Here is a 24849-nt window from a genome sequence, read left to right on the forward strand (position 1 = left end):
CGACCATCATTGCCCTGAGTTTCAGGGTGACCCCGCACGCAATGGGCAATAGACTGGCATCATGACCTTTTCCGATATCTTCCGGCCCATCGTTTCCGCGACCGTTGTCCTTGGCCTGATCGCTTCGGCGCCACTGGCCGCACAGGGCGAGGTGCCCGGCCTTCTCCAGCCGCAATCCAAGGCGGGCGAGCCGACGCTCAAGCCCACCGTTCCGGCCGAGCGCCCGTGGCTCTACGAGAAGAGCGACGTGCCCATCGACCCGGCATGGCAGTTCGGCGTGCTGGACAACGGCCTGCGCTATGCGGTCCGCCGCAACGATGTGCCGGCCGGACAGGTATCGATCCGCGTGCGGGTGGATGTCGGCTCGCTGATGGAAGAGCCTGCCGAAGCCGGCTTTGCGCATTTCATCGAGCATCTCTCCTTCCGCGGATCGCGGGATGTACCCGATGGCGAATCGAAGCGGATCTGGCAGCGGCTGGGCGCCGAGTTCGGCAGCGACAGCAACGCGCAGACCACGCCCACCGGCACCACCTATGCGCTCGATCTGCCGCGCGCCACCAACGAAGGCATTGACGAGAGCCTGCGCATTCTCGCCGGGATGATGCAGCAGCCCAACATCAGCAAGGCGCCCGTGGAGGCCGAACGCGCGGTCATCCTCGCCGAGCGGCGCGAGAGCCTTGGCCCCGGCGCCCGGCTGGGAGACGAAATCCGCGCTTTCTATTTCGCCGGCCAGCGCCTCGCCAGCCACAGCCCCATCGGCACCGAGCAGACGCTGCTCAAGGCGACGCCGCAGGCCCTGCGCGCCTTCCACGACCGCTGGTATCGCCCCGATCGCACCGTGATCGCCATTTCCGGGTCCATGGAGCCGGCCGCGCTCGAAGCGATGGTCCACGCGCATTTTTCCGGCTGGAAGGCCAAGGGCCGCGCGACGCCGCTGCCCGACTTCGGCAAGCCCGATCCCTCCGCCCCGGCCACCAAGGTGATCGTCGAGCCGAGCGTGCCCTATAGCGTGGGCCTCGCTTATCTGCGGCCATGGGTGTTCAACGAGGACACGATCGTCTTCAACCAGATGCGGCTGGCCGACATGGTCGCGCTGGAACTGATCAATCGGCGCCTCGAAGCCGTGGCCAGCGACGGTGCGTCGTTCGTGCAGGCCAATGTGTCGCTGGATAACAGCATGCGCTCGGCCAATGCGACCTATGTGACCATCGTGCCCAATGGGAGTGATTGGGAGAAGGCGCTGCAGGAAGTGCGCGCGATCATCGAGGATGCTCGCCGGGTTGCCCCCAGTCAGGTCGATATCGACCGCGAGTTTCAGGGCATGGAAGCAGGCTTCGCTGCGCTGGTAGCCAGTGCAGCCATTGAGGGTAGTCCCCAGCAGGTCGAGAGCATCGTGCAGGCGGTGGATATTCGCGAGACGGTCGTCTCCCCGCAGGACCAGCTCGCCATCTACCAGTCCTCCAAGAAATATATGACGCCCGAGCAACTGCTCGCGGCGACCAACCGGCTGTTCTCCGCTACGGTGGAACGCGCCCTGCTCAGCCTGCGCGCGCCCCAGGACAATGCCGAACAGCGCCTGCAGACTGCCTTCAGCGCGCAGGTAGAGCCCAATTCCCGCGCGCGCCTGAGCGATTCGCGGGTGACCATGGCCGCGCTGCCCAAGCTGCCCGCGCCGGGCAAGGTTGCCTCGCGCACGGACCTCGGTGTGCTCGGCATCCAGAACGTCACGTTCGAGAATGGTGTTCGCTTGCTGGTCGCCGGCAATCAAGCCGAACCGGGCAAGGTGCATATCAATGTGCGCTGGGGCCATGGCCGCCAGAGCTTCGCGCCGGATGAGCGCGCCGCCTTGTGGGCGGTGCCCTATGCGCTGACTGCCAGTGGCATCGGCGACCTCGGCCAGCGAGAGCTGAACGATCTGATGAGCGGCCGCCGCCTGTCGCTGAACTTCGGCATCGATGACGATGCGTTCACGCTCAGCGGCACGAGCAGCCCGCAGGATTATCCCGATCAGCTGCGCCTGTTCGCCTCCAAGCTGGCTTTCCCCCGCTGGGACGAGGCCCCGCTGCGCCGCTCCATGGCGATGCTTGAGGCTAGCTATGATCCGGTGCCGGCCTCCGCTGCGGAAGCCATTGGCCGCGATCTTGAATGGATGCTGCGTGACAAGGATGCCCGCTTCAGCCCGGCCTCTCCGGATGATCGCACGGCGTTGACGCTGGATACCTTCCGCAAGGTCTGGGCGCCCCGCCTCGCCAACGGCCCCATTGAAATCCAGGTGTTCGGCGATCTCGATGTCGAGCAGGCAATTGCCGCCGTGGCCGCCAGCTTCGGCGCTCTGCCCAAACGCGCCGACGCACCGCCACCGGCCCGCAACCTCGCGCTCAATTTCCCCGCTCATGTCGCGACCCCGGTTCGCATCGTCCATGACGGGCCGGACGAACAGGCCGCCGCGATCATCGCCTGGCCGACCGGCAGTGGCGTCGCCGACATTCGCGAGAGCCGCCAGCTTGAGATGTTGGCCCGCATCATCACCGACCGGCTGTTCGAGCGGCTGCGCTCCATTGACGGTGCGGCCTATACGCCCAGCGCATCGAGCAACTGGCCCGAACGCATGAACGGCGGCGGCTTCCTGGTCGTGCAGACCCAGCTCAAGCCCGAGCGCATTCCGTATTTCTATCAGCTGGTGGATGAACTGGTGCGCGATCTGACCACCAATCCGGTGACGGAGGATGAACTCAACCGTCAGATCGCGCCTGTCCGCCAATTGTTGACGCGCGCGGCTTACAGCAATGCCTTCTGGATGGACCAGTTGCAGGGCTTCTCCCGGGACGAGAACCAGCTCGGCTATGCGCGCGCCCTTGGGCGTGACCTCACGAGCATCACGCCGGCCGACCTGCAGGCGCTCGCTGCCCGCTATCTCGTGCCGGAGAAAAGCTGGTCCGCGGTGGTTCTGCCCGAGAGCGCGCCGGCCCCGGCGCTCGGCACATCGGCCGGATCGGCATCCGCTCCGACGCGCTAGGCGCCAACTCGCCCCTTGCACGAGCGCCGGTGACGGCCCAAATGGGAGCCAGTCGCATCCTTGGCCGGCGCGCGTTCAAGCCGGCCTCCGTCCTTCGCGCGAGAGCCAGCATGTTCATCGAAACCGAGCAGACCCCCAATCCCGCAACCCTGAAGTTTCTGCCGGGGCGCCCGGTCATGACCTCCGGCACGCGCGATTTCGCAAGCGCAGACGAGGCGACGGCCTCGCCGCTCGCCGAAGCGCTGTTCAACCTCGGGGATGTGACCGGGGTGTTCTTCGGCCGGGATTTCATCTCGGTCACGGCAGCGCCGGGCGTTGCGTGGAGTTCGCTGCGCACCGACGTAATCGCGATCCTGCTTGACCATTTCTCGGCGGACATGCCGCTGTTCGCGCCGGGCACAGCGCACGATATCCGCGTTCCGGCGGAGAATGAGGACGATGGCGCCATGCCCGGCGACGACCCGGCCGATGCCGACATCGTCGCGCAGATCCGCGAATTGATCGACACCCGCGTGCGCCCCGCCGTCGCCAATGATGGCGGCGATATCGTCTATCGCGGCTTTGAGCGCGGCACTGTCTTCTTGCGGATGCAGGGCGCCTGCGCCGGCTGCCCCTCCTCAACCGCGACACTCAAGAACGGCATCGAGCAGCTGCTCAAGCATTATGTGCCGGAAGTGACCGAAGTCCGGGCCGTCTGAGCCGATCGATGCGCCGGATCGTTCCCCCACGCGCACGATGAGCCAGCCCTTGGCGCAGCGCACGCTCATCATCGATTGCGCCACGCCGGCGCTCTCCATCGCCCTTTTCGATGGCGACCAGCTGATTGACGCAACGCATCGCGAGTTGGGGCGCGGTCATGCCGAAGAGCTGCTGCCCGCTATCGCCGCGCTGCCCGAGGGCGGCCGCGCTGACGCCATTCTCGTGAACATTGGCCCCGGCAGCTTCACCGGTGTGCGCGTGGGGCTGGCTGCCGCGCGCGCGCTGGGCTTCGCATGGCAGGTGCCTGTTTCCGGCTATGGCTCCCTCGATCTGGTTGCCGCCATCGCGCGCACCGAGTTGGCACCGACAGAGCCGTTCGCAGTGACGATGGTCGGTGGACATGGCGAAATCTTCTGGGCGGATGCGGCATCGCCTGTCACGCCCGACGGCCCGCCCCTCACCGTCCGATCCACGCCAATCGACGAACTGGCGGCGTCTCTCAACGTCGGCCTGCTCGTCGGCTCGGGTGCCCAGACGCTGGTCGATGCCGGCGCGCGGGGTCAGGCCGTTCCGCTGCTTCCCGATGCCCGCGCGGTGGTCCGCCTGCCCGTCACGCAGCGCACCCGCCCGCCCGTGCCCGATTACGGGCGCGGGGCAGACGCGAAGCCCATGGCTGCCTTAAGCAAGCCCAGACCAGCGCCGGTTCGCTGATGCAGGACAAGGAGGCGCTCCGCATCGTGGCCAGTCTCGATCCTTGTGTGGACGAGATCGGCGCCGCCATGCAGGTGATGTCGGCCGCCTTCCCACCGGAATTTGGCGAAGCATGGTCCTCTGCGCAATTGATGGGCATGATGCAGTTGCCCGGCTCCATTCTGGTGACTGGCTACACCCACGCCGGACCGGTCGGCTTCGGCCTGATCCGCAGTATTGCCGGCGAAGCGGAGCTTCTTTTGCTTGCCGTCCATCCGGATCATCGTGGGCGGACACATGGCCGCCGATTACTTGATCGCTGCATGACAGAGGCCGAGGGAACCGGCGCAGAAACAGTTTTTCTGGAAGTGCGATCAGGGAATCCAGCTCTTCATCTTTATATCAAAGCCGGCTTTCATCAGTATAATGTTCGACTTAACTACTATTGTGGATCGAACGGTTCCCGCTTTGATGCTTTGAGTTTGAAACTCGTTTTGGGACAGGGGACGTCCTGAGTCCGAAACTTCTCTTGCGCTCATCGTTCAATCCCCATAATGTTTAATGGTAGAATATAGCCTAAGAATAGTGATTCTACGGGTCGCAAGTTGATAATGGGAACTTCATATGTCCGATACTAACGCTCAAGACGAAGTGCTGATCACGCTCACCTCGGATATCGTGGCTGCCCACGTATCCAATAACAGTGTGGCTGTGTCGGACGTGCCGACGCTCATCCAGAATGTTTACAGTGCGCTGGCCGGTCTTCAGCAGGACGTCGCGCCGCCGCAGCCCAAGCAGGAGCCGGCCGTATCTGTCCGTTCTTCGATCAAGCCCGATTACATCGTGTGCCTGGAAGACGGGAAGAAGCTGAAGATGCTCAAGCGACATCTCATGACCCATTATCAGATGACGCCGGAAGACTATCGCGCCAAGTGGGGCCTCCCCGCTGACTATCCGATGGTCGCGCCCAACTATGCCGAGCAGCGCCGCACGCTGGCCAAGAAGATCGGTCTCGGCACCACGCGCAAGCGCGGCCGCAAGTAATTCCGCGCCCCGCGCGCGAACGCAAAAATCGAACGATGCCGCCTTTGCACAAGGGCGGCATTTTTCTTGTCCGCCAATCGTCAAAAAGCCGAAATTGCGGGTTCCAGAACGGGCAAATTCAGCTACACAGTCCCCATGTCCCGGACGATTGACATAGAAGCGCTGTGCGCAGAGCGCGGCCTGCGCATCACCGAGCAGCGGCGCGTGATCGCCCGCGTGCTTTCCGAGAGCGAAGACCATCCCGATGTGGAAAAGCTGCACGAGCGCGCCTCCGCGATCGACAGCAACATCTCCATCGCCACGGTGTATCGCACTGTGCGCCTGTTCGAAGAGGCAGGCATATTGGAGCGTCATGATTTCGGCGATGGGCGCGCGCGCTATGAACCCGCACCCGAAGCCCATCACGATCACCTGATCGACGTGGAATCCGGCAAGGTCGTGGAGTTCGTGGACCCGGAGCTTGAGCAGCTCCAGCGCCAGATCGCCGAGAAGCTGGGCTACCGCCTCGTGGATCACCGCATGGAGCTCTACGGCGTCTCGCTCGATCGCGATCGCAGCAAGGACTAAGTGAGCCGCCTGCGCGCGCTCGCGAGGCTTGCGCGCCTGATCGGCGTCGTCATTGCCTGCGTCATCCCGCATCTTCTCGCCCGTCGCCGCGGCGTTTCGCCCTGGCCCCAGCGCTTTCTCGCGCGCGCCGCGCACGCCACGGGCTTTGACGTCCGCATCGAGGGCACGCCCATGCTGCACGATGTGTTCTTCATCGCCAATCATGTGAGTTGGATCGACATTCTTGCGCTGGGCGGCGCGACCGGCACCGCGTTCATCTCGAAGGATGATGTACAGCGCGCACCGATCGTCGGCTGGCTCGCCGCGCAGAATAATACCGTGTTCATCACCCGCGAGCGGCGCGGCGCGGTGTCAGGTCAAATCGATGCAGTTCGCGCGGCGCTCGCGGCCCATCAGCCCATCGCCCTGTTCCCGGAAGGCACCACGGGCGACGGTAGGTCATTGCTGCCCTTCAAGCCGGCGCTCTTTTCGGTTCTGCTCCCCCCGCCCCGCTCCATCCTCATCCAGCCGGTGGTCATCGATTACGAGGCTGCCACGGCGCTGGTCGCATGGAAAGATGGCGAGAGCGGCATCGCCAATGCGCTGCGCATCCTGGGCGCACCGGGCCGGCGCACCCTGACGCTGCGGTTCCTCGATCCATTCGATCCCGGCGATCATCCTGATCGCAAGGCACTGGCCGCCAGCGCACGCGCGAGGCTTGCCGCGGCCATGGGCCTGGCCGGCTGAATGGCAGGCCGCAGCGGCCTGCCCTTCCCCCACCGTCCCATCGGCTGTATAGGCGCGGGCATGACCCAGACCCCACCCAAGACCTACCATGTCAAATCCTTCGGCTGCCAGATGAACGTCTATGATGGCGAGCGCATGGGCGAGTTGCTGGCGGCGCGCGGCATGACGGCGGCGGGCGATGGTGCAGAGGCGGATCTGGTGGTGCTGAACACCTGCCACATCCGCGAGCGGGCCGCCGAAAAGGTCTATTCGGACATCGGCCGGCTGCGGCGGGAGGATGGCACGCGCCCGATGATCGCCGTCGCGGGCTGCGTGGCGCAGGCGGAAGGGTCGGAAATCACCCGGCGCACCAAGGCGGTCGATATCGTGGTCGGCCCGCAGGCCTATCACCGCCTGCCCGGCCTCATCGACGATGTGGTGGCGGGTCGCGAAGCCGTCGATACGGACATGCCCGCCGATTCCAAATTCGACGTGCTGCCGGGTCGCGCGCGTCGGTCGGCGCCATCCGCCTTCCTGACGGTCCAAGAGGGCTGCGACAAGTTCTGCACCTATTGCGTCGTGCCCTACACGCGCGGCGCGGAAGTCAGCCGCCCGTGGAGCGCCATCCTAGATGAGGCACGCGCGCTGGTCGATGCTGGCGCCTGCGAGATCACCCTGCTCGGTCAGAATGTGAATGCCTGGTCCGGCGAAGACGAAACCGGTCGCCCGCAGGGGCTGGACGGGCTTATCCGCGCGCTGGACAGGCTGCCCGGCCTTGCGCGCATCCGCTACACCACCAGCCACCCCAACGACATGACGCAGGCACTGATCGATGCCCATGCCGAGGTACCGGCGTTGATGCCGTTCCTCCACTTGCCGGTGCAGGCAGGCTCGGACCGCATCCTTAAAGCCATGAACCGCAGCCACAGCCGCGACTCCTATCTGCGCATCATCGAGCGCGTCCGCGCCGCCCGGCCGGACATCGCCCTGTCCGGCGATTTCATCGTCGGCTTCCCTGGCGAGACCGGTGCCGAGTTCGAGGAGACGCTGAGCATCGTCAACGAGGCGCGCTATGCGCAGTGCTTCAGCTTCAAATATAGCCCGCGCCCGGGCACGCCCGCTGCCGATATGGAAGGCCAGATCGCGCCGGAGGTGATGGACGAGCGTCTCAAGCGCCTGCAGGCCGCGCTGAACGTTCATCAATTGGCGTTCAATCAGGCCAGCGTCGGCCAGCGCACGACCATTTTGCTGGAGCGCAAGGGGCGGCACCCCGGCCAGCTCATCGGCAAGACGCCCTGGCTCCAGTCGGTCCATATCGATGGCACGAGCGCGGCCATCGGCGATCTGATCGCGGTGGATATCCTCTCGGCCGGGCCCAACAGCCTCGCCGGCGCGCTCGCCAGTCCGCTTGCCGCCTGAGGTGGGCGGGCGCGGGCAACGGTCCCCTGAAAACACCGCTTCACCTCTTTGCAGAATACGCCACCGTGCCCGCGCGGCATGTGAACGGCTTCACTCAGTGACGATCTCGAGGGTATGAAGTTTTCCCGCTTTTTCAGCTTTTCCGGCCATGATCTCGCCATCGATCTGGGCACCGTCAACACCTTGGTTCACGTCGCCGGCAAGGGCGTCGTCCTGAACGAGCCGTCCGTCATCGCAATCGAGACGATCGCGGGCGTCGGCCATATCAAGGCCGTCGGCAATGAGGCCAAACTGATGCTGGGCAAGACGCCGGAAGGCGTGCGCGCCCTGCGTCCGCTGCGTGACGGCGTCATTGCCGACATCGAAATCGCTGAGCAGATGATCAAGCATTTCATTGATAAGGCGCTGGGCAGTGCCCGCATGGGCCGCAACCGCGTCGTGGTCGCGGTGCCCTCGGGCGCGACGATGGTGGAGCGCCGCGCGATCCGCGACGCCACCTCGCGCGCCGGCGCTGCCGACGTGCAGCTCATCGAGGAGCCAATGGCTGCCGCAATCGGCGCGGGCTTGCCGGTGGTAGACCCGATTGGCGCCATGGTCGTCGACATTGGCGGCGGCACCACCGAAGTGGCCGTGCTGTCGCTCAGCGGCATCGCTTACAGCGGTTCGGTCCGCGTCGGCGGCGACAAGATGGACGAAGCCATCTCCTCCTACGTCCGGCGCCATCATAATCTGATGATCGGCGAGATAACGGCCGAACGCGTCAAGCAGCAGATCGGTAATGCCATGACGCCCGACGGCGCCGGCATAACCTTGGGTGTGCGCGGGCGCGATCTGGTCAATGGCCGCCCGGTCGAGATCGAGATCAGCGAAGCCCAGATCGCCGAGGCCTTGCGCGAATCGATCAACCAGATCGTCGGCTCGGTGATGACCGCGCTGGAGGAAACCCCGCCGGAGCTGTCCGCCGACATTATCGATGAAGGCATCACCCTCACAGGCGGCGGCGCGCTGCTGCGGGGCATGGACGAGGCCATTGCGGTCGCGACCGGCTTGCCCGTCAAGATCGCCGAAAACCCGCTGATGTGCGTGGCGATGGGCGCAGGTCGGGCATTGGAAGATTCGATCTACGACGGCGTGCTGGCCCCGGCCTGAGGCTCAGCGCCCGAGCATGTGCCCGGGCACGCCTTCCAATCGCCATTTTACCTGTCGGTGGAACCCGCTAGTCCTGGGCGACACTGCTGGGGAGAGGATATGGCGCAGTCGCCGGAAGCCGCCGCGCTCGCGGCCAACAAGCAACTTGTGCTGGCGATGTGGCAGACGTCATCGACGGCCGCAACATCGAGGCTGCGGGCAAATATATCGCGCCCGATTACATCCAGCATTCGCCCGGCATCGGCCAGGGACTGGCCCCACTCATCGCCTTCCTGCGCACCGAATTTCCAGACATGCAGCCGTTGGAGCCCGGCACCTATCCGCTGACCCGGTTCGAGTTCGTCCTCGCCGAGGGCGACCTCGTCCAGCTCATGTTCCAGCGGCATGTGCCGGACCCGCACGATCCCGCGCGGCTCACGCCGGTCTGGTGGTACGACACCTATCGCATTCGCGATGGCCTGATCGTGGAGCATTGGGATTCGGCGCAAGGGTAAGGGGGGCGCCGCAAAGAAGCGAGTGCCGGCCGTTCAAGATCAAAATTTCGAAACGGCGATAGCGCTGATTTTGGATTTTTCCATCGTCATTCCCGCGCACGCGGGAATCCAGGTGCGACTGTGCGATGGGGAGTCATCTGCCGTCGACCTTGGTTTGCCGCCGATAGGGTAACTGGATTCCCTCGTTCGCGGGAATGACGAGAAATACTCGTCCCCCCTCACACCTCCCAGGGAAACCGACCCCGCCGCAAGATCACACCCGCGCCCTCACCCAAACCGCCGCCCCTCTTTTCGCCTCAAGGGCGAGACTTCGCGCTTGTCGCTCCCCCCGCCCTTCTGGCATGAAGCTTGGTAATGACAGACACTCTCATCGCGCCCCGCGCCCTGAGTCGACCGCTTGGTCGCCCGCTTGCCTAAGCGCCCCGTGCCAGCCCAGGCCGGAGAACGGGCCCGCCTCGAACTGGTCTTCGACAAGCCGTTTCTGCTCGGCGCCTTATTCGGGGAATATGACCAGAACCTCGTGGCCATCGAGAACCGCCTCGGCGTGTACATCTCAGCACGGGGGAACAAGCTGCAGATCGAGGGGAATGCGGAAGGCGCCGCTCGCGCGCGCGATGTCCTTCAGGGGCTCTATAATCGCCTCGCCGCCGGCCAGACGGTCGACAGCGGCGCGGTGGAGGCGGTGATCGCCATGTCCGCCGAGCCGACGCTCGATGGCATCATCCGGCATGATGTGTCGGAGCCGCCCAAGGTGATGATCCGCACGCGCAAGAAAACCATCGTGCCGCGTTCGGCCAATCAGGGCGTCTACATGGACGCGCTGGCCCGCCACGAGCTGATCTTCGCCCTCGGGCCGGCCGGCACCGGCAAGACCTATCTTGCCGTGGCGCAGGCCGTGAGCCAGCTCATCACCGGCTCTGTGGACCGCCTGATTCTCTCTCGCCCCGCCGTTGAGGCCGGCGAGCGACTGGGCTTTCTGCCCGGCGACATGAAGGAGAAGGTCGACCCCTATCTCCGCCCGCTTTACGACGCCCTCTACGACACGCTCCCCGCCGAGCAGGTCGAGCGGCGCATCGCCTCGGGCGAGATCGAGGTCGCGCCGCTCGCCTTCATGCGCGGCCGCACACTCGCCAATGCCTTCATCATCCTCGATGAAGCGCAGAACACCACCATCGCGCAGATGAAGATGTTCCTCACCCGATTTGGCGAAGGCAGCCGCATGGTCATCTGCGGCGACCCCAAGCAGGTCGATCTGCCGCAGCCCGGCGCATCTGGCCTCGCCGATGCGGTCGAGCGGCTGGAGGGCATTGAAGGCATCGCCGTCACCCGCTTCACCACGGCCGATGTGGTGCGCCATCCCATCGTTGGACGGATCGTCGCGGCTTATGAGGGCCCGAATGCTTGAAGTGCTGACCGAGGCCAGCCCGGAATGGGCCGAGAAGACCGACTGGAACGCGCTCGCTGATCGAGCCGTGCGCGCCGCGCTCGCGCAAACTTCGCAATCGGTGATCATCGACAGCGATGCTTGCGTCGAACTCTCCATCCGGCTGGCAGACGATGCCGAAGTCCAGCAGCTCAACGCCTCCTTCCGCGGCAAGGATAAGCCGACCAACGTCCTCTCCTTTCCGATGATCCAGAGCGATCTCATCGAATCCATCGAAAATAGCGACGATGGTGAAGTTCTGCTCGGCGACATCATCCTCGCCTACCAAACCTGCGCCCGCGAGGCGCTGGAACGCGCGGTTTCGCTGGAAAATCACGCGACACATCTCATCGTTCACGGCACGCTCCACCTGCTCGGCCACGATCATGAGAATGATGCCGAGGCCGAGGCGATGGAGCGCCTTGAAATACGAGCCCTTGAAACGCTGGGCATTGATGATCCATATGGGGATCGCGAGCCCGGCATGACCGGGCCGATTGACGAAACAGGGAATTGATCCAGAAGATGTCGGAGACATCCGCACCGTCCCCCTCCAAAGAGGGCGACAGTAGTAGTAGCAGCGAAGGCGGACGAATATGGCAGGGCCTCAAAGCCCTGCTTTTCGGCGATAATGGATCGACCAGCCTCAGGCACGAGCTTGAGAGCGTCATCGAGCAATATGACGATCAGGAAGATGAGACGTCCCGCAAGGGCGATCTCACCCCGATCGAGCGTCAGATGCTCCGCAACATGCTGCATTTCAGCGAGCATACGGTGGACGATGTCGCCGTGCCGCGCGCGGACATCATCGCCATTTCGCAGGATGCCAGCTTTACCGAGCTGATGGCGCTGTTCGCGCAGGCCGGCCACAGCCGCATCCCCGTCTACAAGGACACGCTCGATCATGTCACCGGCATGATCCACATTCGCGATGCCTTCGCCATTCTGGCACGCGGAGAAGCGCACCCGGAGTCGCTTGAGACGCTGATCCGCCAGCCGCTCTATGTGCCGCAGAGCATGGGCGTGCTGGACCTGCTCGCCGAAATGCGCGCCAAGCGCACGCACCTCGCCATCGTGCTCGATGAATATTCCGGTACGGACGGTTTGCTGACCATCGAGGATCTCGTCGAGGAAATCGTCGGCGATATCGAGGACGAGCATGACGAGGAACCGGAGGCACTGCTGGTGCCGCTGGAAGATGGCATGTGGGATGCCGATGCCCGCGCCGAGCTCGAAGATATCGCCCGAACCATCGATCCGCGCCTTGCCGAGGTCGATTCCGACGTCGACACCATTGGCGGCCTCGCCTTCGTGATTGCGGGGCGCGTGCCGGAGACCGGTGAAATCATCGAGCATGAGCCAAGTGGCTGGCGCATCGAAATCGTCGAGGCCAACCCGCGCCATGTCGCGCGGGTGCGCCTGCATCCGCCCGAGGCGCTGGCCGACGATCTGGAGCAGTAGGCCGAAGCCGCCGCGAGGTTCGCCGGCGGCCGGTCTTACGCGATCTTAAGCGGCGCGCGCCGCTGGCCTGGCCATTTCGCTCTCGGCAATCAGACCCGCCATAAGCTGGGCCAGCCAGCGCGCATCATCCTCGGCGCGGTGGCGCCGCTCCCGCTGACGATCCGCCGCGTCGAGCAGCCGCGTCAGAACGGTGCGATCCGTATCATGAAGCAGGCGAAGCTCGGCGAGGCAGCGGATCGGCAGATGCGTCGCTTCGCCCGCCGCTACAAAGAGCGTGCGCGACCACGCATCATCGAAATAGCTGTCGGCAATCACCTCATGCCCAGCCACGGCCGCGCGCAATTGCCGTGCGACGCAGCGGGCGTCCAGCCCATCGCGCTCAAGCTGCGCGCGCGAAATGCCGTGCAGGCACTCGGCTTCTTCGCTCCATTGCCAGTCGGCCCAGTCCGCATGAGGACGGATAAGCCAGGATCGGCTCCAGCCTTCGGTGCTGGCAATGCCGACTTCAATGGGGAAAGACCGGCCATATTGCGGCAGGCAGGACGCTTCAAAATCAACGGCGATGACGGCCATGCGACATACTCACACAAGGAGCTGCCCCATCACGCTCCATCCTCACCCGTACAGGACGTCCGTTGCCGGATTTTGTTCCTGCTTTTTCTGGCCCTGGGGCCGGTCTAGCGGACTGAGGTTAAGATTTCGCGTCATGCCCGGCGCTTCGGGCGCGGGCTGGCAGTTGCTCATCGATGCGGGAGCAGCGCTCCGACGATCTGCCGGTCTTCCTGCCGCAGCACACCCCAGGCGCGCGCCGCCGCGCGGCTGTCCATGGCCTCCACGCCGATCCCCATGGCTTCAACGGCGCGGACGAACGCTGCCGAGGGCCTGACCAGCCTGGGTCCAGTGCCGAGGAGGAGAAATTCCGCCGGCGGGTCGAGATTCAGGATCGGGCGCAGCATCTCGACCGTCAGTTGGTCGATCGTCGTGGGCGCGTCCCACGGGACCACGCCAGACGGATCAATCAGGATACCACTGTCGAACACATGATCGCGCACGCGAAAGCCGCGCCCGGCAAAGCCGGTGATGACCGGGCCCGCCGGCTTCTCGTCGCGGAGCAGTTCCATGCTCTTTCCTCCCCGCTCGACGGATGCCGCGAGATCAGCGCGGCATCGTCTCGTTCTTCAGGGTCCGCTCGGCGCCAGCCACCTGAGCGCCTGCCTTTGCGACGAAGCTGTCCGAGCCGACCTTGGTCCACACCAGCAGCGGTGCCGACATGTACATCGACGAATAGGTGCCGACGAAAATGCCGAACAACATGGCGGCGGTGAAGCCGAAGATCACTTCCGGCCCGAGGAGCAGCAGCACGACCAGGGTGATGATGATCGTCAGCGAAGTCATCACCGTGCGTGCGAGCGTCTCGTTGATCGAAAGATCGAGGAGCGGGATCAGCTCCATCTTGCGATATTTGCGCAGATTTTCGCGGATACGGTCATAGATGACGATGGTGTCGTTCAGCGAATAACCGATGATCGTCAGCAAGGCCGCGACGATGTTCAGGTTGAACTCCATCTGGGTGAGCGCGAACAACCCGAAGGTGAGCGCCACGTCATGGAACAGCGCGAACAGCGCGCCGAGGCCGAACTGCCATTCGAAGCGGAACCAGATGTAGATGGAGATCGCCAGCATCGCGAAGAACATCGACCAGGCACCGGTCTGGAACAACTCGCCCGAGACCTTGCCCGACACGGTGTCGACGCTGCCGAACTTGGCGTCCGGGTGACTCTTGAGGATTGCCGCCTTGAGCCGCTCGGCGGCCTGGTTCGCGGCATCCTCGCCGCCCTCGGGCAGCGACGTGCGGATGGAGACATCCTGGGCCGAACCGAACTGCTGGATATTCACCTCGCCGGCCACCGCTGCGTCGACCGTGCCGCGCAGCGCATCGAGATTGACGGGTTGCGAGAAGGTGACCCGCATCATCTGACCGCCGACGAAATCGACGCCCAGATTGAGGCCGCGCGTGGCCACCAGGGCAATCGACGCGATGATCGAGATCATGCTGATCGCCATGGCGACATGGCGCCACTTGAGGAAGCCGATGTTGGTGTTGTCCGGGACAAGCTTGAGCAAGCGCATTGGTCTTGTGCCTCAGATCGTCAGTGTCGTCGGCCGCTTGCGCAGCCAGAAGGAAGCGAACAGGCGCGTCACCGTCACGGCCGTGAAGACCGAGGTGAAGATGCCGATGGTGAGCACGACTGCGAAGCCCTTGATCGGCCCGGAGCCGAAGTAGAACATCAAAGCGGCAGCGATCACGTTGGTCGTGTTGGCGTCAAAGATCGCGCGCTGCGCTTCCTTATAGCCTGTCTCGACGGTCTGCATGATGCTCCGCCCCCGTCGCTGCTCCTCGCGGATGCGCTCGTTGATCAGCACGTTGGCGTCCACCGCCGCGCCGACCGTGAGCACGAACCCGGCGATGCCCGGCAGGGTTAGCGTCGCATTGAACAGCGCCATGATGCCGACGATCATCAGCACGTTGAAGATCAGCGCCAGGTTCGCGTAGATGCCGAAGCGGCCATAAGCCATGACCATGATCAGCAGCACCGCAGCCGTTGCCACGCCGCCGGCAATAATGCCCTTGCGGATGGAATCAGCGCCAAGATCCGGCCCGACCGTGCGTTCTTCTACCACCGTCAGCTTCACCGGCAGCTGGCCGGAGCGCAGCGCGATCGCCAGCTGGTTGGCGCTTTCCACGGTGAAGTTGCCGCTGATCTGCGCCGATCCGCCCAGAATAGGCTCGTTGATGTTGGGCGCCGAAAGCACCGTGCCATCGAGGATCATCGCGAACGGCTTGTTCACGTTCTGCTGCGTAGTGCGCGCGAATTTGTTGGCACCCGAGCTGTTGAAGCGGATGCTCACCACCGGCGCATTGGTCTTGGGATCATAGGATTGCTGGGCGTCGATCAGCTCATCGCCCGCCACCATGGTCTGCCGCTTCACCGCGATAACCGGCTGGCCGAGCGGATTGTCCGGATACGGCACCAGCACGCTGCCTACTGGCGCGATGCCGCGCGCCAAGTCGGCCGGATTGGCCGTCGTGTCGACCAGCTTGAACTCAAGCTGCGCGGTCTGGCCGAGCAGATCCTTGAGCTGAGCGGGGTCCTGAAGGCCCGGCACCTGCACGACGATGCGATTGCTGCCCTGGCGGATGATGGTCGGCTCGCGCGTGCCCATCTCGTCGATGCGCTTGCGGATGACTTCCGTCGCCACTTCCATGGCGCTCTCGACGGCGGCGTTGATGCCGGCCTCGGTCGGCGTCACGACGATAGTGCTGCCATCGCGCACCTGCACATCGAAATCGCGCTGGCCCGTGAGGCCGGCGCCGCGCGTCAGCGGGCGGATGCGCTCGACGGCGGCGTCCACCTGCGTGACATCGCGCACCATGAAGCGCAGCGCATCGCCCTGCGTGGACATCTCGCCAATGGCGATGCGGCTATCAGCCCGCCGCAGATCGACCCGGATCGCTTCCTCGATATTCTGGATGCGCTGGCGGGCCACGTCCTTCGTGTCCGCCTCGAGCAGAATGTGACTGCCGCCGGAGAGGTCGAGGCCCAGATTGACGCGCGCCTGCATGAAGCTCGGCAATTGCGAATAGGTCCGGTCGGGCAGGAAGCTGGGCACGGCATACAGGCTGCCGACGACCAGCGCCACAAGGACGAGCCAGATCTTCCAGCGGGGAAAGTCGAGCATGGCCCGTCAGTCGTTCGCGGGCTTGGCGGTCATCGGATCGACGACATCGCTCAGGGTCGCCTTGACCGCCTTCACCTTGATGCCCTGGCCGAGCTCGACATCCACATAGGTGTCGTCCACCCGGGTCACCTTGCCGACAAGGCCGCCGCCGGTGACGACCTGATCGCCCTTCTTGACCGCCCCGATCTTGGCGCGGTGCTTCTTCATCTGCTGCTGCTGCGGGCGAATGAGCAGGAAGTAGAACACCGCAAAGATCAGGATCAGCGGAACGAAGCTCATGAAGCTGGCCATTCCGGAAGAGCCCGGTGCAGCGGCGGCGAGTGCAAAAGTTGTGAACATTGCGATCCTTGAGCAGGGCAATCAGCAGATGGATGAACAGCGCGCCCCGCAGATGCGGCCTCACACACACTGTTTCAAGGGCGCGCGGCTAGCATATCGCCCCGGTGCAGGCAACCGAGATCGCCGGGCGCCCTTCCCCCGCGCTGCCGCCGCGCCGCGCGCCGACCGGGCAAAGCGCGCCGAACAATCGCCACGTCACCCCGCCCCGCCTGCCGGCCGCCAGCAAAATGAAAAATCATGCGCACGGAGGCGCCAACGGACCTTGCAACTTCCGCGCGATACGCCTAGGAGCGCACCTCCGGTCGGGACGTAGCGCAGCCTGGTAGCGCATCACACTGGGGGTGTGGGGGTCGGAGGTTCGAATCCTCTCGTCCCGACCAAATCAATCACATACATGGCTGGACTGACCGCGTGACACCTCGCGCGCCAGCGTTTGGGCGAGCTTTGAACACCGCCTTCAAGAGGGCGTTACAGGTCGTTCGCTGATCGCTAGACTTCAAAACCCCTGAGCTTCAAAGCCGTTTTTCAGGTGCTGAGCGACCGCTATGGGCGGATAGAGCGGCACTTCCCCATCAGCGAGGCAGGAAGGCAGGCACGCGATTTCCTGCTGCGGCGCACCGGTCAGGAAGAATGGCGCAGAATATCGATCCACACCTGCCGTGTTCACCACTCTGTGAACCGAAGATCTGTACCGGCCATTGGTCCAGCGCTCGAACAGATCGCCAACGTTGACGACGAGGCTCCCCGGCAAGGGGGTAGCGTCGATCCAGCCTGCGGCATCGCGATCAAACACCTGCAGGCCGCCGACATCATCCTGAACGAGCAAAGTCAGGCTTCCAAAGTCGGAATGCGCCCCTGCCCCGCGGGCGGCAGCGGAATAATGGACGAGCCGCACAGCAGCGATTGGGTCCTTACAGAAAGCCGAAAAATAATCGCGCGGCAGATCGAGCGAGGCAGCGAAGCCCGTCATGAGCCGCCGGGCGATATCGTGCATGGCAGTAACATGCGCGAGCATGAAAGCTTTGAAAGCAGGAAGCCCGGCCGGCCACAGATTGGCAGGCTCGTGCACGTCCTCACGCCCAAGATAATATTCTTCCTTCAGCGGTCGCTGGAGCGCGCCTTCGCTGGTGCGACCGCCCATCAGCGCATACCCGCGCCCACCCGGCGTTCCCTGGTTTGCAATGGCGCGTTTTTCGGTCTCCGACAGGGCGAACAGGGATTCGGCGTGTTTCAGCACCAAGCCCAGACGCTCCTGGCTGAGGCCGTGACCGACCAAATAGAAGAAGCCGTGCTGCAGGCTCGCTTGTTTCAGGCGCTCAACCGCGGTCCTTCTTATGCTGGTATCGTCGCTTTCCAGTGCCGACAGATCGATGATCGGAAGCGCAAAGTCACTCATCTAAGGATGCCCATCTTCATAGATACCAGCGCAGCCAAGTTAGCCTCATCTCGAAGAGGCCGGTTGTGCAATTTGGGCATGGTGACCGTACCGCTTTTGAAACAGCGGGTTGATCAGCAATATGCGAACTGGGACGGAAGGAGTCCCTTATGCCGTTTATCCGTTCGTTCGATCAGGCCCGGCTGAATGTCATGGTCGAGGGTCCGCAAGATGCACCAGCGATCCTCTTTGCGCACTCCGTCGGTTGCGATCTGACCTTATGGGACCGGCAAGCAGCAGACCTCAACGACCGATACCGCATCATTCGCTACGACACACGCGGACATGGCGCGAGCGATGCTCCCGAAGGGCCTTACAGCGTCCAGCAGCTTGCGGGTGACGCGAGCGCCATATTGGACACGCTTGGGGTCGAACGGGCGCATCTGTGTGGACTGTCACTTGGCGGAACGATGGGCCAGTTCATGGCCCTTAATATGCCGAAACGACTGGCCAGCTTGACGCTATGCGACACAGCGGCCCGGCTGGGAACGGTGGAAGGCTGGCAGCAACGGATCGACACTGCGCTTTCGGGCGGGATGGAAGCTCTGGTCGACATGTCGCTTCTGCGATTCTTCTCCGACGAGTTCCGCAGCAGCGATCCGGCGACAATCGCTGAGTTTCGCGATACATTCCTCGCCACCCCGGCGCATGGTTTCGCCGGATGCTGCGCGGTCTTGCGCGATTGCGACTTCACACAGGATCTCGCATCGATCGCCGTCCCGACCTTGGTGATGACCGGCCGGAACGATGTGCCCACGCCGCCTTCCGACAGTGAAGCCCTGGCATCCGGCATTCCCGGCGCGCAGCTTGTTCTGCTCGATGCAGGACATATCTCTGCTAGGGAGGACCCTGAAGCCTTCACCGAGGCGCTCCTCACCCATATCGAGCGCAATCAAGCCGTCGATCCAGCTGCGCGATGAGGTCGCCGGCCCAGCGAAGCCTAGCCCTGGCGCAACCTGACGCGTTGCAATTCGCGCAAGCAAACCGGACGGGAATAGCATTACCTGCTTCCGACTTGGCCTGTCACCTTATGCACCGGAATTCCAGGTGCAAAAAAATGGGTGAGCGAAAATGGACGCTATGATTCAGGATGAAGACCGCCTGATCGCACAGGCTGTAGAACTTTCCCAAGTTCCGCTGATCGACTTTTCGCCTTTCCTCAACGGCGACGCCAACGCGCGGCGTGAGGTGGCCCGACAGATCGCCGAGGCCTGCGCCACCATGGGGTTCTTCTACCTCACGGGCCACGGCGTGCCGACCGAGATGCGACAGGCCGTCTTCGACCGAGCCACGGATTTCTTCCATTTGCCGATGGAGGATAAGGAGGAAGTGCGCGTCAACGACGAACTCAACCGGGGCTGGATCTATGCGGGGGATCGGGAGAAGCTGAACGCGAACAGCCGGGTCTTCGAGCAGTACCGCATCCAGCGAGAGTTCGACCCTGACGACCCGCTGCTCAAAACCGGGAATCCCTTCTACCAGCAGAACAGATGGTCATCCAAGGTCGAAAACTTCGACAAGGATTGCATGACCTATTATGATATAATGTCGCATCTCGCGAAGGAATTGATCCACGCCTTCGCCTTGGGGCTGGACCTGCCGGAAGACCGTTTCGACCGCTACTTCCAGAACTCAACCTCGCAGATCAGCCTGATGTACTACCCTTCCCTCCCCGAAGGCGCAGGCAACGAGATCAAGAATCTGAGCGCCCATGTCGACGAAGGTCCGCTAGTGATCCTCGCCCAGGGTGAGATTGGCGGCCTTGAACTCAAGACGCTGGACGGGCGCTGGATTTCCGCCCCGCCGGTGCCTGGGGCCTTCACGGTCAACATCGGTAACATGATGATGTGGTGGTCGAACGGGCGCTATCGTTCGACGCTTCACCGCGTGCGCAATACCTCGCGCGTAGAGCGCTTGTCGGTGCCCTTCTTCTGGAACGCCGATCACGACGTGGTTGTCGAGCCGCTGGAGGAACTGGTGGCGCGTGACGGTGAAGCGAAGTTTACGCCGGTCCATGTCGGCGCCTTGCTTGGGCGGTTCTACAAATCTTCGGTCTACATACCGTTCGACGACAAGAAATAGGCGCCGCGAGTCACGCCACGCGCGGACGGTCGCGGTGTGGCTGATGCCAGAACGCAATCGCGCCCGGCAAGCCTGAGCCTGCCGGGCGCGATGTTGATCGGTTCAACCGGTCACGCGGCGGGGTTAGCCGCCGCGTGACCCCTTAGAACTTGTAGCCGACCGTCAGACCATAGGTGCGCGGCGGGAGCCAGGTCACGCCGAGAAGGCGGCCTGTCGCCAGAGCGAAGGTGCTGCTCGGGCGGAATACGTCGAACAGGTTCTTGGCCCAGAGCTGCGCGCGGATGCGGCCGTCGTTAGTCTCGTAGGCCAGCGAGGCATCGACCATGGTGTAGGCCGCGCTGCTCTCGATCTCGCGCATATACTCGCTGAAGTAGGTGCGGCTCTTATAGGAGACGTCCACGCTCGGCGTGAAGGTGCCGATGGGCGCGATCACATCATATTCGCCGTGCAGGTTCCACGACCAGCGCGGGCTGTTGCGCGTGTCGTTGCCGGCGAGCTGGATGTTGCCGCCGCTCGGGGCGCCGAAGGCCGTCGGATCGGGGTTGGTCACGGCATTGTAGGGCGTGCCGCCAGCGATATTGGCCGGGTTGAGCGGATCGAGCGTGAGATAGTCGACGAAATGCGCATCCGTGTAGGAGAGCGCACCGCTCAGGCGCAGGCCGGGCATCGGGCGCAGCATCGCGTCGAGTTCGATGCCCTTCGCGCGGGTCTTGGCCGCGTTCTGGAAGATCGTCGTGTAGCCCGTCGGTCCACCGGCGATCGTCTTGTTCAACTGCAGGCCGTTCAGCGTGTAAGCATAGCCCGCGAGGTTCACGGTCAGCATGCGGCCGAAGCTCGCCTTGATGCCGGCCTCATGGTTGAACATCTTCTCGGGGTTCACGATCGTGGTGCTGCCTGCGGCATTCTCACCCGAGCCGGCCTTGAAGCCTTCCGAATAGGTGTAATAGAGCAGGATATCCTGATTGGCCTTCCAGACCAGCCCGGCTTCCGGCGTGAAGTCGCGGAAGGTCTTTTCCACATGCGTGCCCGCGGCGGTGTAGCGCAGCACCGGCCCCACCCCGTTGCGGGTGATGATGATGGAGGGGTTCTCCGACTCCACATGCTCGCTGCTCCAGCGACCGCCCAGCTTCACGCTGAGGCCCGAAAGCGCCTCGCTGAACATGCCAAGGCCGATCTCATACTGGCCGAAGATCGAGAAAGCCTCGGTCAGCAGGTTCGAGCGCGTGCAGACGCGCTTGGGAGCAATGATGTTGCTGCCACCGGTCACGCCGTTGGGCGAGTATCCGCACAGGCCATAGGCCTCGTTCAGATCAATGCCCGCAGCCTGCAGCACGCCGATATTCTGCGCCATGCCGGTCCGGTTAGCGAGACCGACATTGTCGATCGGCCGCTGGCGCTCATGAAAGAAGAACACGCCGATGGTGCCGTTCACCCATTCGGACTGCAGGCCGAGGCGCAGCTCGTTGCTCCACTGCTTGCTGTCGATCCGGCGCTCCTGCACCGTGGTCGCCTGACCGTTGGTCGGCAGGCTGTCGATCACCGCCGAAAGGTCGAGGTCCTGGAACAGCGAGCTCTTGAAGGAGCGGTAGTTGGCGATGTTGGTGAGCGTCAGCGCATCGTTGAGCGGCACATTGAGCGTGCCGGTGAAGGCATAGGTCTCGGTCTCGGTGCCCGGGCTGGATTCCGTCGCGAGATCACGCGGATTGGTCGCATAGCCACCCACGCCGAGCGGGGCCAGACGCGCCACGCCGGGGAAGGATGCGCGCAGATAATGGATCGCGCCGGAAGCATCGCTCTGGCGGAAATATTCACCCGAAACCAGCAGCGTCGCCTCGCGGCCAAGATCGAACTCGAGCGAAGCGCGGCCCATGCGGCGGTTGAGATCGTCGACATCCTTGCCGGAGACCGGGTTGACGCCATAGCCGTCGCGGTTCTCGGTCTTGATCGCCAGACGGGCGCGAATGCCCTCGGTGATCGGGCCGCTGATGGCGGCTTCGGTCGTCAAAGCATTGTAATTGCCGTAGCCGATGCGGCCATAGCCGGAGAAGATGTCCGTCGGCCGTGCGGTGATCACGTTGATCGACCCACCCACCGCGTTGCGTCCATAGAGCGTGCCCTGCGGACCGCGCAGGACCTCGATGCGCTCCAGATCGAAGAGCGAGGTGAGTTGGGCCTCGGCGCGGGCCACGTAAGCACCGTCGACGTGGAAGGCCACGCCGGTGGAACTGCCCGTGGTCGAGGTGTTGGCACCCACGCCACGAATGAAGATCTTCGCCTGATTGAAATCGCTGCCGAAGTTCACCGACGGCACGATCGTCTGCAGGTCAGAAATGCTGTTGACGCCAGCGCTCGCGATCCGGTCGGCGCCCAAGGCACTGACGGCGGCGCCCACATCTTGCAGCGATTGCTCGCGCTTCTGGGCGGTGACGATGATCTCCATGCCGTCATCGGCGGCGGTCGCTGTCTGGGCGGCCTGCGGGGTTTGGGCGAGGGCGCTCGTCGAGGCGAGGAGCAGCGCGGGGATGGACGCTTGGATGGACAGGGAAATCCGTTTCATTCTCTCTCTTCCGTTTCTGTTATGCTGGCCCTGCGGGATGGGCATGCATGTTCAATGCGCCCGCACTCACTGAATGCAAGACCCGACTGCCCCAAAGGGCAGCCATATCATTCATTCGAGACACAGGTGTAACCTTTGCGCCACGGCTCGCTTTGACCCACGTCAAACCGCCCCGCGCCTTGTCGACACGCGTTGCAAATGCGCATCTGTGCTCGCGAAGGAGGGGCGCCATGCTGGCATGAAGAGCAGCCATGCGCAGTCCGGACGCTACGGAAACGGGAAGCGCCCGAGCCGGCGGTGGCCGGCTCGGGCGCTTGATGATCGGGCGGATCGTCCGCGACGATCCTCAAGAGAGGGAAACGGTGTCGGCGCTATTCGGGGATGGAGCCGTCCTCGTCGTCCATATTCTCCTCGCCTTCATAGGCGCCCATGTCGATGAGGCCGCTGCGATCCATCTGGTTCATCGTGTCCACCAGGTCCGGCGCATCGATGGGCATCACCTGAGCGGGATTCGGCTTGCCGCCATGCTCGGTTTCGGGCTCGCCGCGATAGGGATTGGCCTGCGCATCGGCGGCGACATCCTGCGCCTGCGTGCCGCTCTCATCCTGCTCGGCATTGTCCTTGTCGGGATCGTTGAAGTCCAGCGGCGGGGTTTTCTGACTCTGCGTCATGGATAGGCCTCCTATAATGCCGGGGACCAAGCCCTCAGCCTTCGGAGGAAGAACGCGCCCCTGCCCCATCGGTTGCCGCGCCCTGCCCCGGCCGCAAGGCGTCCAGTCCAGCCTCGCCCTCCTGGCCGAACAGGCCGCGCACCCGGATTTCCTGCTGCGGCAGCGGGATTTCGATGGCATTCTGGCGCAGGGCATCGTCGATCGCCCAGCAATAGGTCGCCAGCGTGCGCCCCGGCCGTTTGACGGCGGACAAGGTGGGCCAGACGACCAGCTCGAACTTGAGCGCGTTCTCGCCATAGCCGACTAGCCAGACCTGCGTGCGCTTGCGCCCGGCATCCGGCAAGGTCAGCGGCACGGCCTTGGCCGCCTCGATCACGGCGTCGCGCACCTTCTCCTTGTCCGCGTTAAGGGCCGTGCGAAACGGGATATGGACGCGGCGGGTCATGCGGTTGCGCGTCCAGTTGGTCACCTTGCCGTCGATGAGATTGGCATTGGGCACAAGCATGTCGACATCGTCGTTGGTCAGCACCGCCGTCGCGCGCGGCCCGATGGAGCGGACCTCGCCCATGGTGCCGTCTTCCAGCTCGACAAAATCGCCAACCTCGATGCTCCTGTCGAACAGCAGCACCAGACCGCCCACGAAGTTGCGCACGATATCGCGCAGCCCCAGGCCGATGCCGACACCCAGCGCACCGGCGAACAGGGAGAGCGCGGACAGGTCGACTCCCAGCGCCGACACCGCCGCTGCAAGCCCGAATGCGACGATGACATAGCGCGCGATCTGCCCGCCGATATGAATGGCGTGGGAGCGTTCCTCCCCCATGGTCTGCTGCGCGCGGCGCACGAACTTCTTGAGCAGCCACACCGCCAGCAGCGCCGTCGAGAAGACGACGATGGCCGAGATGATCGCGCCGATGGTGAGCCCGGACGCCCCGATATAGGCGATGGGTTGGGTCAGCAGTGCATCGGCGCCGTTCAAAGCCACATGGCCTCCTGTGGAGTGACCGCACCGTGAGGGCCGGCTATCGAGATGTCAAATCGGTGGCTTGGTCGAAAAGTTCCGGGCCTCCTCAAGTGCCTCACTTGTCCCGTTGCAAGACAAGCTGTCGCAAAACGGCTTCGCGCGAGGCCATGTCGTGCTATTCCGCAGGACATGGAAACCCGGCGTGATGCCATTTACTATCAGCAACTCGCCCGGGTGGCGCGCTTGAAGGCCGACAACTGTGGCGATGCAGACGTCGCCCGCCGCCTGCGCGAGGCCGCCATATTGCATGAGCGCACTGCCCGCCGTCTGCAGCGGGAAGGATCGCCGAGCCAGCCCGAAGAATAATGCGCGGCATCGACAGGGTCGATTGAG

At 63.9% G+C, this 24849-nt stretch carries 25 protein-coding genes and 1 tRNA gene; 17 read left to right on the forward strand and 9 right to left on the reverse strand.

Features of this window, described 5'->3' with window-relative positions; all coding sequences use genetic code 11:
- Positions 1 to 61 precede the first annotated feature (61 nt).
- The 13 genes from M2337_RS13520 to M2337_RS13580 all read left to right on the forward strand — a co-directional run bounded on the left by M2337_RS13520 (position 62) and on the right by M2337_RS13580 (position 12667).
- On the forward strand, positions 62 to 3016 hold the full coding sequence (locus tag M2337_RS13520; RefSeq protein ID WP_264570667.1) for a M16 family metallopeptidase: 2955 nt from the start codon (positions 62 to 64) through the stop codon (positions 3014 to 3016).
- 110 nt (positions 3017 to 3126) lie between these two features.
- On the forward strand, positions 3127 to 3714 hold the full coding sequence (locus tag M2337_RS13525) for a NifU family protein (RefSeq protein WP_181559983.1): 588 nt from the start codon (positions 3127 to 3129) through the stop codon (positions 3712 to 3714).
- 49 nt (positions 3715 to 3763) lie between these two features.
- Entirely contained in the window at positions 3764 to 4426 is a 663-nt protein-coding gene (tsaB, locus tag M2337_RS13530) for a tRNA (adenosine(37)-N6)-threonylcarbamoyltransferase complex dimerization subunit type 1 TsaB (RefSeq protein WP_264570668.1), read from the forward strand.
- 26 nt (positions 4427 to 4452) lie between these two features.
- A complete protein-coding gene (locus M2337_RS13535; RefSeq protein ID WP_264588603.1) occupies positions 4453 to 4920 on the forward strand; it encodes a GNAT family N-acetyltransferase in 468 nt (155 codons plus the stop codon).
- A 109-nt stretch (positions 4921 to 5029) separates the two neighbouring features.
- The gene (locus M2337_RS13540) at positions 5030 to 5449 is read left to right on the forward strand and encodes a MucR family transcriptional regulator (RefSeq protein ID WP_264570670.1); all 420 of its coding nucleotides are present in this window, start codon (positions 5030 to 5032) and stop codon (positions 5447 to 5449) included.
- A 135-nt stretch (positions 5450 to 5584) separates the two neighbouring features.
- Positions 5585 to 6016 (forward strand): Fur family transcriptional regulator, encoded by a 432-nt coding sequence (locus M2337_RS13545; protein WP_181559986.1) that lies wholly within the window; start codon positions 5585 to 5587, stop codon positions 6014 to 6016.
- Positions 6017 to 6742 carry a lysophospholipid acyltransferase family protein gene (locus tag M2337_RS13550; protein WP_264570671.1) on the forward strand — a complete coding sequence of 242 codons (726 nt, stop codon included), beginning with the start codon at positions 6017 to 6019 and terminating at the stop codon, positions 6740 to 6742. It abuts the gene before it with no gap.
- A gap of 48 nt (positions 6743 to 6790) precedes the next feature.
- Positions 6791 to 8140, forward strand: coding sequence for a tRNA (N6-isopentenyl adenosine(37)-C2)-methylthiotransferase MiaB (gene miaB, locus M2337_RS13555; RefSeq protein ID WP_264572271.1), 1350 nt, complete (start codon positions 6791 to 6793; stop codon positions 8138 to 8140).
- Between the two features lie 114 nt (positions 8141 to 8254).
- Positions 8255 to 9289 carry a rod shape-determining protein gene (locus M2337_RS13560; RefSeq protein ID WP_181559988.1) on the forward strand — a complete coding sequence of 345 codons (1035 nt, stop codon included), beginning with the start codon at positions 8255 to 8257 and terminating at the stop codon, positions 9287 to 9289.
- 158 nt (positions 9290 to 9447) lie between these two features.
- Positions 9448 to 9783, forward strand: coding sequence for a nuclear transport factor 2 family protein (locus tag M2337_RS13565; protein ID WP_264570672.1), 336 nt, complete (start codon positions 9448 to 9450; stop codon positions 9781 to 9783).
- Positions 9784 to 10192: 409 nt separating this feature from the next.
- The gene (locus M2337_RS13570) at positions 10193 to 11188 is read left to right on the forward strand and encodes a PhoH family protein (protein WP_181559990.1); all 996 of its coding nucleotides are present in this window, start codon (positions 10193 to 10195) and stop codon (positions 11186 to 11188) included.
- Complete coding sequence (ybeY, locus tag M2337_RS13575; protein ID WP_264570673.1) at positions 11181 to 11723, forward strand: rRNA maturation RNase YbeY; 543 nt, start codon at positions 11181 to 11183, stop codon at positions 11721 to 11723. Before M2337_RS13570 ends, ybeY begins: the two co-directional genes overlap by 8 nt.
- A gap of 8 nt (positions 11724 to 11731) precedes the next feature.
- Complete coding sequence (locus M2337_RS13580; RefSeq protein WP_264570674.1) at positions 11732 to 12667, forward strand: hemolysin family protein; 936 nt, start codon at positions 11732 to 11734, stop codon at positions 12665 to 12667.
- A gap of 45 nt (positions 12668 to 12712) precedes the next feature.
- Here M2337_RS13580 and M2337_RS13585 read toward each other — a convergent pair whose 3' ends face one another.
- The 5 genes from M2337_RS13585 to yajC form a co-directional block, all read right to left on the reverse strand.
- Positions 12713 to 13240 (reverse strand): hypothetical protein, encoded by a 528-nt coding sequence (locus M2337_RS13585; protein WP_264570675.1) that lies wholly within the window; start codon positions 13238 to 13240, stop codon positions 12713 to 12715.
- Between the two features lie 167 nt (positions 13241 to 13407).
- Positions 13408 to 13788, reverse strand: coding sequence for an Mth938-like domain-containing protein (locus M2337_RS13590; RefSeq protein WP_264570676.1), 381 nt, complete (start codon positions 13786 to 13788; stop codon positions 13408 to 13410).
- 34 nt (positions 13789 to 13822) lie between these two features.
- Complete coding sequence (gene secF, locus M2337_RS13595) at positions 13823 to 14797, reverse strand: protein translocase subunit SecF (protein ID WP_264570677.1); 975 nt, start codon at positions 14795 to 14797, stop codon at positions 13823 to 13825.
- A 12-nt stretch (positions 14798 to 14809) separates the two neighbouring features.
- Positions 14810 to 16408 (reverse strand): protein translocase subunit SecD, encoded by a 1599-nt coding sequence (gene secD / locus M2337_RS13600; protein WP_181559996.1) that lies wholly within the window; start codon positions 16406 to 16408, stop codon positions 14810 to 14812.
- 6 nt (positions 16409 to 16414) lie between these two features.
- Positions 16415 to 16747 carry a preprotein translocase subunit YajC gene (yajC, locus tag M2337_RS13605; RefSeq protein WP_181559997.1) on the reverse strand — a complete coding sequence of 111 codons (333 nt, stop codon included), beginning with the start codon at positions 16745 to 16747 and terminating at the stop codon, positions 16415 to 16417.
- A gap of 303 nt (positions 16748 to 17050) precedes the next feature.
- Between yajC and M2337_RS13610 the strand changes: the two genes are divergently transcribed.
- Positions 17051 to 17127: transfer RNA gene (locus tag M2337_RS13610), tRNA-Pro, on the forward strand.
- 116 nt (positions 17128 to 17243) lie between these two features.
- On the opposite strand, the gene M2337_RS13615 is transcribed toward M2337_RS13610, so the two are convergent.
- Positions 17244 to 18143 carry an isopenicillin N synthase family dioxygenase gene (locus M2337_RS13615; RefSeq protein ID WP_264570678.1) on the reverse strand — a complete coding sequence of 300 codons (900 nt, stop codon included), beginning with the start codon at positions 18141 to 18143 and terminating at the stop codon, positions 17244 to 17246.
- A 149-nt stretch (positions 18144 to 18292) separates the two neighbouring features.
- On the opposite strand from M2337_RS13615, the gene pcaD reads away from it, so the two are divergent.
- Positions 18293 to 19102, forward strand: coding sequence for a 3-oxoadipate enol-lactonase (gene pcaD, locus M2337_RS13620; RefSeq protein ID WP_264570679.1), 810 nt, complete (start codon positions 18293 to 18295; stop codon positions 19100 to 19102).
- Positions 19103 to 19253: 151 nt separating this feature from the next.
- The gene (locus tag M2337_RS13625) at positions 19254 to 20264 is read left to right on the forward strand and encodes an isopenicillin N synthase family dioxygenase (RefSeq protein WP_264570680.1); all 1011 of its coding nucleotides are present in this window, start codon (positions 19254 to 19256) and stop codon (positions 20262 to 20264) included.
- 142 nt (positions 20265 to 20406) lie between these two features.
- On the opposite strand, the gene M2337_RS13630 is transcribed toward M2337_RS13625, so the two are convergent.
- From M2337_RS13630 to M2337_RS13640, 3 genes are all read right to left on the reverse strand, one after another.
- Positions 20407 to 22821 (reverse strand): TonB-dependent receptor, encoded by a 2415-nt coding sequence (locus M2337_RS13630; protein ID WP_264570681.1) that lies wholly within the window; start codon positions 22819 to 22821, stop codon positions 20407 to 20409.
- A 371-nt stretch (positions 22822 to 23192) separates the two neighbouring features.
- Positions 23193 to 23492: a hypothetical protein gene (locus M2337_RS13635; RefSeq protein ID WP_181560002.1), complete on the reverse strand. Its 300-nt coding sequence runs from the start codon at positions 23490 to 23492 to the stop codon at positions 23193 to 23195.
- 34 nt (positions 23493 to 23526) lie between these two features.
- A complete protein-coding gene (locus M2337_RS13640; protein WP_181560003.1) occupies positions 23527 to 24477 on the reverse strand; it encodes a mechanosensitive ion channel family protein in 951 nt (316 codons plus the stop codon).
- Positions 24478 to 24645: 168 nt separating this feature from the next.
- Here M2337_RS13640 and M2337_RS13645 point away from each other — a divergent pair, with 168 nt between their 5' ends.
- On the forward strand, positions 24646 to 24822 hold the full coding sequence (locus M2337_RS13645; protein ID WP_181560004.1) for a hypothetical protein: 177 nt from the start codon (positions 24646 to 24648) through the stop codon (positions 24820 to 24822).
- Positions 24823 to 24849 lie beyond the last annotated feature (27 nt).

Origin of the sequence: Sphingobium sp. B2D3A (genome assembly GCF_025961795.1) — a bacterium.
Classification (GTDB): domain Bacteria; phylum Pseudomonadota; class Alphaproteobacteria; order Sphingomonadales; family Sphingomonadaceae; genus Sphingobium.